Raw genomic sequence first — 12,312 nt, 5'->3', positions numbered from 1 at the left:
GAAGGCCGCACGCGGGCGGCGCGCTTGCCCAAGAGGCTTGCACAAGGAGACATGGATGTCGCAGTTGGATTGGACGTCCGGCGACACCGCGCCGGATCGGCAGGGCTATTACGAAACGCGCCTGGACACGGGCGATACCGCCATTTCGCTATACAGCGTGCTGGGTTGGATGCCCGTGAAAACGCCGGGCAACATGGTGGGTTGGCGGCCCTTGCCGCCGGCGGCTGAACGGCAAGAGGCCGAACGCCACATCCAGGAACTGCGCGCGGCGCAGGCGCATATCCCCATGGATTACTAGCGGCAAAAAGCGCCGCATCTGGCCGGGCGCTAAAAACAGCAGTTGCGATAATGAGAATTATTTGTAAAATTCGCCACCCTGTTTCGCTGCGTAATCCGTTCGGCCCATGTCCCGCTCACCTCCGACCCGCACCGGCTGGCTCGCGTATTACGACGAGCTGGTGGGCGTATGGAGCCGCCGCACGGGCAACCGGCACGACGCCGAAGACGCGGCGCATGACGCCGTCGAACGCTTGCTGAAGGCGGACGCCAGCGTGGCGCTGAAGGCGCGCGGGTATCTGTTCCAGGCGGCAAGCCATCGCTTGATCGATCGGTGGCGGCGGCAGGATCGCGCCGAACACGTGCCGCTGGACGAATTGAACGACGCCGATCAGTTGATCGTGCAAGACCCCGATGCGCCGTTGCGGGCCGCGCGCCTGGCCGACGATCTGGCCAAAGTGCTGGCGGAATTGCCGCCCAAGTGCCGCCAGGCATTCGTGCTGAACCGCATCGAAGGCTGGACCCAGGCGGAAGTCGCCCAGCACATGGGCCTGTCCAAGAACATGATCGAACGCTATGTCATGCGCGCCATCGAGCATGCCCGCGACCGCCTGCGCGAATACACTCCATGACGATGTCTCCTACCCCTGATCACGATGATCCGCGCGATGATCCGCGCGACGCCGCCACCGCGGCGTGGTGGTTCGCGCGCTGGCATTCGGGTGACCTCACGCGGCGTGACCGGCGCGCGTTTGCGCGCTGGCGGCGCGACCACCCCGAGCGCGCCCGGCAGTTCGACCGCATGCAGCAGCTGGGCGCGGCGGCGGCGGGCTTGCCGCGCGATCAGGTGCATGCCCTGTTGGGCGGCCCGGTGCCGGCGCGGCCCCGCCTCCCACGGCCTGACCGCTTCTTGACCCTGCGAGTCGCGCTGGCCTGTGCGGCCGCGGTGGTTGTCGCGCTGGGCGTGTGGTGGAACCTACCGGTGCCCGCGCCGTCCTTCACCACCACGGTTAGCACCGAACGCGGCGAACGCCGCCAACTGAGCCTGCCCGACGGTTCCGTGCTTGAGATCAACGGCGGCACGCGCGCCACGGTCAAGCTGTATGCCGAACGCCGTGACGTGGCGTTGGACAGCGGCGAAATCACCTTTACCGTGGCGGCGGATGCCACACGCCCGTTCACCGTGGACGCCGGCAGCGGCGTGGTGCGCGTAACGGGCACGGTGTTCGACGTACGCCGCGACGCCGACCAGGTGACCGTGCTGGTGGAGTCCGGCACGGTGCAGGTGTCGGGCGGGCATTGGTGGAACCTGGGCCGCGCCGTGCTGCGCGCGGGCCATGGCCTCCGCGTGCCCGGCAGCGGCGCCATCGGCGTGCCCGCGCCCGCCGACGTGTCGGGGGCGACCGCCTGGCGGGAAGGGCGCGTGGTGTTCAAGAACGCGCCGCTGGCAGACGTCGTGCGCGACATGAACCGCTATCTGGCCACGCCGCTGCGCCTGGCCGACGACAAGGTGGGGCGCTTGCGCGTGTCCGCCTCGTTCCCGCTTGACCGCCCCGAAGCCTTGATCGATGCCTTGCCTGCCATTGCGCCGGTGCGCCTTGCGCCACGCCCCGGCGGCCCCATCGACGTCTACACGCGGGCGGACGCGGCGGGCGCCGTTACAAAATAAATGGGAATGAGATTCAGGTTTATCTGCGTTTGAAACGTTCTACGAAGGAAGGCGTTGGGCCGAGCTTCATAGCCCGGCCCTTGCCACCCCCCTCGTCGAACCGAAACAGCAGGTAGTCGTGACCTTCTTCGCACACCGAAATTCATTGCCGGCATCGCGCCGCGCCCGCGCCACCCCGCGCTTCACGCCTTCTTCCTTGACGCTGGCCATGGGCCTGGCCCTGGGTGTGGCCTTGAGTCTGGCCGCCGCGCCCGGCGCGGCGCGCGCCCAGAACGCCGGCGTGTCGATCAACATCGGCGCCCAGCCGCTGGGCGATGCGCTGCTGCAATGGGCGGCGCAGACCAAAGTGCGCGTGTTCTACGCGCCCGACGTGGTGGCCGGCCTGTCCACCCGTGGTTTCTCCGGCAGCATGACACCCGAAGAAGCGCTGCGCGGTTTGCTGCAAGGTACGGGCGTGGTGTACCGCTGGCAGGGCGACAGCATCATCCTGACGCGTGATGGCGGCGTGGCCAGCCTGGCGCCCGTGACCGTGCTGGGCAATTCGGACCCGGCCGTAACCGAAGGCACGGGCTCTTACACCACGCCCGCATCCGCGGCGGCAACCGGGCTGACGCTGTCGCTGCGCGAAACGCCGCAGTCCGTCAGCGTGGTGACGCGCCAGCGCATCGACGACCAGAACCTGCGGTCGCTGGACGAAGTGATGGGCAACGTGGTCGGTGTGCAGGTGGTCAGCGAGGATTCGGACCGCACCGATTTCTGGTCACGCGGCTTCTACATCGACAGCCTGCAATACGACGGCGTGCCCACCACCATCGGCCTGTCCATGTATGGCGAATCCGATAACGATTCCTTCATCTATGACCGCATTGAGGTTGTGCGCGGCGCCACCGGCCTGATGTCGGGCGCGGGCAATCCCGGCGCCTCCATCAACCTGGTGCGCAAGCACGCCAACAGCAAGACCTTTACCGGTTCGGTCAGCGCGGGCTTTGGCTCGTGGAACCAGTATCGCGGCACGCTGGATATGTCCACGCCGTTAAACGAAGCCGGCACGGTGCGCGCCCGCATGGTCGCCGTGTACCAGGGCCGCGATTCCTATATCGACCTGTACCACGCCAACAAGAAGGTGTTCTACGGCGTGATCGACGCCGACCTCACGCCCAACACCACCTTGAGCATCGGGGCCGACTATCAGGACAAGCGTCCACGCGGCTCCACCTGGGGCAGCCTGCCCGTGGTGTTCAGCGACGGCACGGACACGAGCTGGCGGCGCTCCAAGACCACGGCGGCCGACTGGACGTATTGGCACACCACCAACGAAACCATGTTCGCCACGCTGTCGCACCGCTTCCAGAACGACTGGGAAGTGCGCGCCGACTGGTCCCATCGCAAGAGCAAGTACGACGCCAAGCTGCTGTACCTGTATGGCGACCTGGACCGCGAAACCGGCACGGGCCTGCGCGCGTTGCCGGGCTACTGGAATTCGTACGCCGACCAGACCTCGTTGGATGTGCAGGCCAAGGGGCCGTTCACTTTGCTGGGCCGCAAGCACGAAGTGGTGGTGGGCGCCATGCGCAGCCGTTATGGCGAAGACTTCTATCGCTACGGCTTTGAAAGCGCGTCGCTGGCCAGCACCGGCAACTTCTATCAATGGGACGGTTCATTCGCGCAGCCGACCTGGACGGACGCCACGTTGCGCGACACGGTCACGCATCAGCAGGGCGCGTACGCCGCGGCGCGCTGGTCGCTGACCGACCGCCTGACCGCCATCACGGGCGGCCGCTACGCCACGTGGGAATCCAAGTCCGACACGCGCGACCAGAAGGACTCGCAGTTCATTCCCTACGCGGGCGTGGTCTACGACATCAACGACACGTATTCCACCTACGTCAGCTACACCGACATCTTCCAGCCGCAGGATAACCGCGACCGCAACGGCAATTACCTGGACCCGGTGCAAGGCAAGAACTACGAAGTGGGCGTCAAGGGCGAATACCTGGACGGCCGCTTGAACACGTCGATTGCGCTGTTCAAGGTCAAGCAAAGCAAGCTGGCGGTGCTGGATGGCGACGCGCTGGTGCCGGGCTCGATGGACCAGGCCTACACCACGGCCGACGGCGTCACGACCAAGGGCGTGGAACTGGAAGTCAGTGGCCAGTTGGCGCCGGGCTGGAACGCCTACGCGGGCGGCACGTACTACACCAGCCGCGATGCCGAAGGGGTGTCCGTCAACACCGAACGGCCACGCGCCATGGCCAAGCTGTTCACCACGTACCGCTTGCCGGGCGACTGGAGCCGCCTGACCGTGGGCGGCGGCGTCAACTGGCAGATCTCGACCTATAGCCAGGTCAGCGCGGGCGACGATACCGTGACGGCCAAGCAGAAGGCCTACGCCATCTACAACCTGATGGCGCGCTACGACTTCAGCTCGGCCTTGTCGGCCCAGTTGAACGTGAACAACCTGTTCGACAAAAAATACTATATGGGCGGCGTCGCCAGCCAGGTGTATTACGGCGAACCCCGCAGCGTGTTCGTCAACCTGACCGCCAAGTTCTGATCGGGGGCCCCGGCAAATCCCGTCTTGAAAACGATTCAAAGATATTTATAATTGCGAATCATTTTCATTTTGTTTAGGATCTGGCGGCGACGCCGGGGCGCTCCGCCATGCCATCCTCTTCCTTCGCGGCCCACGCCGAAGTGCAATCGGTCTACCAGGCTCACCACCAGTGGTTGCGCAATGTGCTCCAGCGCAAGCTGGGCAATGCGTGCGACGCGGCGGATGTGGCGCACGATACGTTTGAACGCCTGATCCGCGCCAATGTGCGCGAACCCTTGTCCGAGCCGCGCGCCTATCTGCGCACCATCGCCACGCGCCTGGTCATCGGGCGTGCGCGCCGCGCCGCGCTCGAAGCCGCCTATGCCGAATCCCTGGCGCTGCAACCCGTGGCGGTCGAACCGTCGGTGGAGCATCGCGCGCTGATCCTGGAAGCGCTGGAACAACTCTGCGAACTGCTGGACACGCTGCCCATGAACAGCCGCCGCATCTTCCTGATGGCGCAGGTGGATGGCTTGTCGTATGCCGAGATCGCGCAGCAATTGGGCCTGACGCCCAATGCCGTGCAAAAGTCGCTGGCGCGCGCATTGGTGCATTGCTACACGACGGTCTACGGATGAGCCGGGGCGTGATGGACGGCGCCAAGCTGCTGCGCCCGCACGCGCCCGAGGCCGGGCGTGTCGATCCCAAGGTCTTGCGGCAAGCGGCCGACTGGTGGACGCGGTTGCGCGAAGACGCCAGCGATGCCGACCGCGCGCGCTTCGAACAATGGCGGCGCGCGCAGCCCGCGCATGAACTGGCCTGGCAACGCTTGACCGCGTTGACGCGCGATGTGGCCTCGGGCGTGGCGCAGGCCGGCCATGATGTGGCCGCCCACACGCTGCGCCAGGCGCCCTTGATCCAGTCGCGCCGCAACGCCATTCGCTGGATGGTGACGGCGGCGGGGGTGGGGCTGGGCGCGTGGGCCATGGGCGAGGCCGGCACGGTGCGCCGGATAACGGCCGACCTTTCCACCGGCACCGGCGAACGCCGCGCGCTGACTTTGCCCGACGGCACGCGGCTGGAACTGAACACGGCCAGCGCGGTGGACCTGCGCTACACCGCGACCTTGCGCGAGGTCGTGCTGCACGAAGGCGAAATCCTGGTGACGACGGCGCAAGACGCAAAGGGCCGGCCGTTTCAGGTGCGCACGCGCAGCGGCATCCTCACGCCGGTCGGCACACGCTTTGTCGTGCGCGATCTGGACGATGGCCGCGCGCTGCGCGTGGCGGTGCTGCAAGGCGCGGTCGATGTGCGCAGCCTGAACGCCGCCGATGCGCCGCGTCGCGTGCAGGCGGGCAACCAGGCAGAATTTTCAACGGCGGGCGGCTATGCGCCGCGCCCGCTTGAAGCGGCGGCATCGGCCTGGACCCACGGCATGCTGATCGCCGACGAACTGCCGCTGGCGCAGTTCCTGCAAGAGCTTGGCCGCTATCGCCCGGGTCGGCTGGCCTGCTCGACCGAGGCGGCCGCGCTGCGCGTGGTTGGCGCGTTTCCGCTGGCCGACACCGAGCGCGTGCTGGACATGCTGCAAGACGTGCTGCCCGTGCGCGTGCGCCGCTATACCCGTTATTGGGTGTCGGTGGGCTTGGCATAGAAAGTTGTAACCGGAACGGCGTAACGCATCCTCCCGCGCGTCATGTAAGGAAAGCAGCCCCATCGCGCTCTCGCGCGGCACGCTGCGCCCGTCCTTCATGAGCCAGGAATCCCCCTTCATGTCTTCTCGTCCTGCCCGCGTGGCCACCGCCGCCCACTTGTCCACGCCGCGTCGCCAACGTTTGCCGCGCACTCGTCTCAGCGTTGCCCTGCATCTGGCGTTGCCCGCCATCGCGCTTGCGGCTCCGTGGCCATCCGCGGTGTATGCGCAGGACGCGCAGGACGCGTCGGCGTCGAAGCCGCGCACCGTGAACCTCAACATACCGGCCGGACCGTTAAGCACGGCGTTGGGCGCGTTTGGCGTGCAGGCGGGCGTGATGGTGGCCTCGGACCCGGCGCTGACCGCCAACGCCCGTACACGCGGCGTGTCTGGCACGCTTGCCGTGGACACGGCGTTGTCCGAACTGCTGGCGGGCACCGGTTTGCAGGCCGTGGGCCGCGCCGGTGGCGGCTACCGTCTGCAACCCGCGCCGGCCGCCGGGCAGGCGGCAACGCTGGCGCCCGTGACGGTGACGGGCAGCTACAACCCCACGACGGACGGCACGGGGTCGTACACCACGCCCGCCGTCACCATCGGCAAAACCACACAGGCGCTCAAGGACATTCCACAGTCCATCACCGTGTTGACCCGCCAGCGCATGGACGACCAGGTGATGACCAGCCTGCCGGACGCCATCAACAACACAGCCGGCATGGTCGGCGTGCAAGGCGTGGGGGCGGGCGTGGCGATCAATTCGCGGGGCTTTCCGGTCGACCTGCTGCAATACGACGGTGTGTCCCTGCTGCGCAACAGCTACAGCCTGGGCAACTGGGAGCAGGACTCGCTGGTGTTCTACGACCGCGTGGAGATCCTGCGCGGCGCGGCCGGCCTGCTGCAAGGCGCGGGCAGCCCGGGCGGGGCGATCAACCTGGTGCGCAAGCGCGGCGACGCCGAGCCGTCGGTGGTGCTGTCCGGCAAGGCCGGCTCGTGGGACCACTACGGCCTGACGCTGGATGCGGGCGGGCCGCTGAACGCCGCGGGCACGCTGCGCGGCCGCGTGGTGGTGGACGAAGACCAAAGCCATTCGTATATCGACTACGTGTGGGACAAGACGCGCAACCTGTACGCCGCGTTGGACGTCGACGTGACCGAGGACACCACGGTCGGCATCGGCATCAGCAACCGCTACAGCCGTTCGCGCCCGATGATTGTGGGCTACCCGCGCTACCAGGACGGCGGCGCCATCGATCTGCCGCGTTCGACGTTTACCGGGTCCACCTGGAACCGCGCCAAGAACGACCAGACGATCTTCAACGCCGACGTCACGCATCGCTTGAACGACGCCTGGCGATTCAAGCTTGCCGGCGTGGCCATGAATGAAAAGAACACCACGGTGCACCAGCGCGTGGCCGACGCCGTGCAGCGCGACGGCAGTGGCTTGTCGTATGGCGATTTCGGCGTGGACTTCAACAGCAAGCAGCGCGGCGCGGACATGTCCATCAGCGGCAGCTTCAACGCGCTGGGCATGGAGCAGGAAGTGGTGCTGGGCGCCAACTATTCCAAGCTGACCACGAACGACCGCTTCACGCGGGTGTGGGAAGAGAACGGCAATATCTTCGACCTGGACCACCATCGCCCCTGGCAGGACATCGATTCGATCGCGGCGGCCAGCGGCTATGACTCGCGCAGCAGCTACGACATCCGCCAAAAGGGCATCTATGGCACCTGGCGCGTCAAGCCCACCGAGTCGCTGGCGCTGATCGGCGGCGGCCGCGTCGGCTGGTATGACTATTCCTACAGCGGCGGCGGCGGCACCACCACGTCCAGCACATCCGGCAAATTCATCCCGTACGCCGGCATCGTCTATTCGCTGACGGATAACTGGTCCGCCTACACCAGCTACACCACGGTGTTCGAACCGCAGACGCAGCGCACGCAGGAAGGCAGCCTGCTCAAGCCCATCGAAGGCAACAACTACGAAGTCGGCATCAAGGGCGAACTGGCGGACGGCCGCATCAACACGCTGCTGGCGCTATTCCGCTACGACCACAAGAACCGCGCCGTCAACGATTACGCTGCCGGCTTCGCGTGCGACGGCTGGTACTGCTCGCGCGCGTCGGGCAAGGTGCGCAGTCAGGGCGTGGAAGCGGAGGTGTCGGGTGAAGTGCTGCGCGGGCTGGAGCTGTATGCGGGGTACACCTACAACACCACCAAGTACCTGGAAGACCCCGACAACAAGGGTCAGGTCTTCAACACGTGGACGCCCAAGCACATGCTGCGCCTGTGGGCCAACTACAAGCTGCCAGGCATGATGAACCGCCTGAGCGTGGGCGCGGGCGTCAACACGCAGACCGACACCGTCAGTTCGGACCGCGCCTTCAAGCTGGCCGGCTTCACCATCTGGAATGCGCGCGTGGGTTATCAGGCCACGCCGGAAATGAGCATCGGCCTGAACGTCAATAACGTGTTCGACAAGAAATACTACGTGCCGTCCTACAACACGTTGAATAGCAACAACTACTACGGCCAGCCGCGCAACGTCATGCTGACGTTCCGCTACGCGCCCAAGCTGTAAGGGAACCCGGTCAGGACTGGCGGCCGGCGCTCCGGCGGCCGGCGTTCCGGCGGCCGGCGCTCCGGCGGCCGGCGCTAGGCCCCCATCAATGCATGCACCTTGCGCGCCAGCTCATCCAGCGCAAAAGGTTTCGCCAGCGTGGGAGCGCCCGATTCGGCCAGCGTCTGTGAACCCGAACCGGTGATGAAAAGCACCTTCAGGCCGGGCCGCAACATCCGGCCGGCGTCGACCACCTGGCGCCCGTCCATGCGGCCGGGCAGGCCCAGGTCGCAAATCAGCAGATCGATCTGGCCTGGCGCCGATAGCGCGCGCAACGCGCTGGAACCGTCGTTGGCCTGGATCACGGCGTAGCCCAGTTCGGACAGCGTTTCCACGACCACGGCGCGCACCGAGACGTCGTCCTCGGCGACCAGCACCGTCGCGCCGGTGGAGGCGCGCGGCGGTTCCAGGCGCGCGGACATTTCGACGGGCGCCAGCGCCCCGTCAAAACGCGGGAAGTACAGGCTCATGGCCGTGCCTTGGCCCGGCCGCGAATTGACTTGCACCTGACCGCCGGATTGCCGCACGAAGCCATACAGCATCGACAGGCCCAGCCCCGTGCCCTGACCGGGCGACTTGGTGGTGTAGAACGGTTCAAAAATGCGCTGCATGGTTTGCGGCGTCATGCCGCAGCCGGTGTCCGTGACCGTCAGGCGCAGGTAATCGCCCATGGGCAGGCCGCGTTCGCGCGAGGTCTGCTCGCTCAGCGTGACCTTGGCCGTTTCGATGCCCAGCCGGCCTTGCCCTTCCATGGCGTCGCGCGCGTTCAGGCACAGGTTCAGCAGCGCGTTTTCAAATTGGTGCGGGTCAACCCAGGCCGCCCACAGCTTGGGCTCGCACGCCAGGTCCAGCGCAATGCCGGGGCCCACGCTGCGGCGGATCAGGTCTTCCATGCCGCGCACCAGGTGGTTCACATCCACCGCTTGCGGCGACAGGGGCTGGTTGCGCGAAAACACCAGCAGCCGGTGCGTTAGCGCGGCGGCCCGTTCGGTGCCACGCTGCGCCACTTCAATGTGGCGTTCAAGCTCGCCCAACCGTCGCTGCGCCAGCCGCAGGCTGATCAGCTCCAGGCTGCCCGCGATGCCCATCAGCAAATTGTTGAAATCGTGCGCCAGTCCGCCGGCCAGTTGGCCCACGGCTTCCATCTTCTGGCTTTGGCGCAAGGTGTCTTCAGCTTGCCGCAGGGCTTCGGCCTGCGCGCGTTCGGCCTGTACCCGCGACGTGGTTTCGATCACGGTGTCGATCATGCCGACCACCGCGCCGGTTTCGTCGCGAACGGGGCTGTAGCAGAAGGTGAAGGCGGCTTCCTCGGCCTGGCCGAATCGTTCGATGACCAGCGGGTAATCTTCGATAAAGGTGGCTTCGCCGGCGAAGGCGCGGTCGGCAATGGGGCCGATCATGGCCCAGGCTTCGCTCCAGACATCGCTGAACGAGCGGCCCAGCGCCTCGGGCTTGGCGCCCAGGATGGGCCGGAACGCGTCGTTGTAGATGGTGATGAGTTCCTGGCCCCAGACCAGGCAAGACGGAAAGCGGGACGACAGCACCATGCCCGCCGCCACGCGCAGCGCCGTGGGCCATTCGCTGATGGAGCCCAGCGGCGTGGCGGCCCAATCGAAGTCAGCCACCTTCCTGCCCATCTCGCCGCCGCCGGCAAGAAAAGAGGGGAACGTCGGAAGGTTCTGCATGGTGGTATTGGCGAGAGAACGGGTGCTTGATTCTATCTGACGGCATGGGTGAAGTTAAGCCGCGCGCCTTGCTCAATATCAAAGTTCGCGCACCCCATTTCCGGTAGTCGTGTGCGCGGTACAACGGCGATTGATATAAAATAAAAATCGTTCCCATTTGCGATATCGCGTCAGGTGCGCCTTGCCTGCTTCCCACTTATCCACCTTTGACAACGTCACGAAGCTCTATCGTGATCATCACGGCTGGCTGTCAATGTGGCTGCGCAAAAAGCTCGGCAATTCCTTTGACGCGGCCGATCTGGCGCACGACACCTTTGTGCGCTTGATGTCGGGGCGCCGCCATGACGGCGCCGGTCCCGAGCCGCGCGCGCTGTTGACGCACATTGCCAAGGGCCTGGTCGTGGACCACTGGCGCCGCCGCGCGATCGAGGACGCCTACCTGGCCGTGGTGGCGCAACTGCCCCCGCGCGAGGCGCCATCGCCGGAGCAGAGCGCGCAGATCCTTGAAACGTTGCACGCCATCGACACCACGCTACGCACCTTGCCGGCCAAGACCCGCGAGGTTTTTTTGTTGTCGCAATTCGATGGCATGACGTATGCCGACATCGCCACGCGCGAGCGCGTGTCGCTGGCCACCGTCAAACGCCACATGCAGCGGGCGCTGACGGCCTGCCTGATCGCCTTTGCCGGGCACGCGCCATGAGCGGCGTCGTGGGCGGCAACACGGGAGGCAACACGGGAAGCAACACGGGCGGCAACACGGGCGGCGCCATCGATCCCGCCATCCTGCAAGAAGCCGCCGGCTGGCTGGTGCGCTTGCAGTCCGAAACCCTGTCCGCCGCTGACCGCGCCGCCTTTGATCGGTGGCGCGACCGCAGCGCGTCGCATCGCGCGGCGTGGGCGCGGGTGGAGGACATGTTGCGCGGTTTCGGCCAGGTGCCGCCCGCCATTGGCAGCCACACGCTGCGCCGACTGGACCGGCCCGGCCGACGCCAGGCGATACGCGCGCTGGGCGCGCTGCTGGTGCTGGGCCCGGCTGCCGTGGCCGGTTGGCGCGGCCTGCCCTGGCGCGGTCTGTCCTGGCGCGAATGGGTGGCCGATGCGCGCACCGCCACGGGCGAACGCCGCCGGCTGGACCTGGCCGACGGGACGCAGCTGGTGTTGAACACGGCCACCGCCGTCGACATCCAGTACACGGCCGATGAGCGCGTGCTGTGGCTGCGCGCCGGCGAAATCCTGCTGACCACCGGGCGCGATCCCTCGCCCGTGTACCGCCCTTTTATCGTGCGCACGGCGCAGGGGACGATACGCGCGCTGGGCACGCGCTTCATGGTGCGCGATGACGGCGCGGGCATACGCGTGGCGGTGTTCGATGGCTCGGTGCGGATACAGCCGCAAGGTCGCGGCGGGCATTCGGAGCCGGCTTCGATGCTTCTGCACGCGGGGCAGCAAACCGTGTTCACTGCCGACGACGTGGCGCCCGCGTCCGCCGCCGATACCGCGTCTGCCTCTTGGGAGCGGGGCATGTTGACCGTGCGCGACTGGCGCCTGGCCGATCTGGTGGACGAACTGGGCCGGTACCGGCGCGGCGTGTTGCGTTGCGATCCGGCCGTGGCGGGGCTGCGGGTATCGGGCGCCTTTCCCTTGGCCGATACCGACGGCAGCCTGCGCCTGCTGGAAAAAACCCTGCCGGTGCGCATCAGCCGCGTCACGCCGTTCTGGATCACGGTGGCCGGCCGCCCCGACGTTACAAACTAATTGCGTTTTGGCTGAGCCTTTTTTTCGCTTCGTCCGGTGTACCGGGTGAATCGTCGCGACACGCGAGCGCCACCCCGTCCCTTA

Annotated in this window: 10 protein-coding genes; 9 read left to right on the top strand and 1 reads right to left on the bottom strand. The window is 66.7% G+C overall.

Features of this window, described 5'->3' with window-relative positions; genetic code table 11:
- Nucleotides 1-55 precede the first annotated feature (55 nt).
- The 7 genes from AC0Z35_RS01885 to AC0Z35_RS01855 all read left to right on the top strand — a co-directional run bounded on the left by AC0Z35_RS01885 (nucleotide 56) and on the right by AC0Z35_RS01855 (nucleotide 8,746).
- A complete protein-coding gene (locus AC0Z35_RS01885; protein ID WP_046806777.1) occupies nucleotides 56-298 on the top strand; it encodes a hypothetical protein in 243 nt (80 codons plus the stop codon).
- Between the two features lie 106 nt (nucleotides 299-404).
- Entirely contained in the window at nucleotides 405-908 is a 504-nt protein-coding gene (locus AC0Z35_RS01880) for an RNA polymerase sigma factor (RefSeq protein WP_046806776.1), read from the top strand.
- On the top strand, nucleotides 905-1,945 hold the full coding sequence (locus AC0Z35_RS01875; protein WP_485131504.1) for a FecR family protein: 1,041 nt from the start codon (nucleotides 905-907) through the stop codon (nucleotides 1,943-1,945). The genes AC0Z35_RS01880 and AC0Z35_RS01875 overlap by 4 nt, the downstream gene beginning before the upstream one ends.
- Nucleotides 1,946-2,153: 208 nt before the next feature.
- Complete coding sequence (fhuE, locus tag AC0Z35_RS01870) at nucleotides 2,154-4,499, top strand: ferric-rhodotorulic acid/ferric-coprogen receptor FhuE (protein WP_485131658.1); 2,346 nt, start codon at nucleotides 2,154-2,156, stop codon at nucleotides 4,497-4,499.
- A 107-nt stretch (nucleotides 4,500-4,606) separates the two neighbouring features.
- Nucleotides 4,607-5,116: a sigma-70 family RNA polymerase sigma factor gene (locus tag AC0Z35_RS01865; protein ID WP_046806773.1), complete on the top strand. Its 510-nt coding sequence runs from the start codon at nucleotides 4,607-4,609 to the stop codon at nucleotides 5,114-5,116.
- A gap of 11 nt (nucleotides 5,117-5,127) precedes the next feature.
- Complete coding sequence (locus tag AC0Z35_RS01860) at nucleotides 5,128-6,132, top strand: FecR domain-containing protein (protein WP_046806772.1); 1,005 nt, start codon at nucleotides 5,128-5,130, stop codon at nucleotides 6,130-6,132.
- Between the two features lie 118 nt (nucleotides 6,133-6,250).
- Nucleotides 6,251-8,746, top strand: a complete 2,496-nt coding sequence (locus AC0Z35_RS01855; RefSeq protein WP_485131505.1) for a TonB-dependent siderophore receptor — start codon at nucleotides 6,251-6,253, stop codon at nucleotides 8,744-8,746.
- A gap of 74 nt (nucleotides 8,747-8,820) precedes the next feature.
- Here AC0Z35_RS01855 and AC0Z35_RS01850 read toward each other — a convergent pair whose 3' ends face one another.
- Nucleotides 8,821-10,470 (bottom strand): ATP-binding protein, encoded by a 1,650-nt coding sequence (locus AC0Z35_RS01850; protein ID WP_485131506.1) that lies wholly within the window; start codon nucleotides 10,468-10,470, stop codon nucleotides 8,821-8,823.
- A gap of 181 nt (nucleotides 10,471-10,651) precedes the next feature.
- On the opposite strand from AC0Z35_RS01850, the gene AC0Z35_RS01845 reads away from it, so the two are divergent.
- Together AC0Z35_RS01845 and AC0Z35_RS01840 are read left to right on the top strand one after the other, a co-directional pair.
- Nucleotides 10,652-11,173 carry a sigma-70 family RNA polymerase sigma factor gene (locus AC0Z35_RS01845; RefSeq protein ID WP_104142249.1) on the top strand — a complete coding sequence of 174 codons (522 nt, stop codon included), beginning with the start codon at nucleotides 10,652-10,654 and terminating at the stop codon, nucleotides 11,171-11,173.
- A complete protein-coding gene (locus AC0Z35_RS01840) occupies nucleotides 11,170-12,228 on the top strand; it encodes a FecR domain-containing protein (protein WP_485131507.1) in 1,059 nt (352 codons plus the stop codon). The genes AC0Z35_RS01845 and AC0Z35_RS01840 overlap by 4 nt, the downstream gene beginning before the upstream one ends.
- Nucleotides 12,229-12,312 lie beyond the last annotated feature (84 nt).

The organism is Achromobacter sp. 1L-A-4-B-C2 (assembly GCF_057291955.1).
The sequence above is the reverse complement of the archived record's forward strand: the minus strand, read 5'-3'. Positions and strand labels throughout refer to the sequence as shown.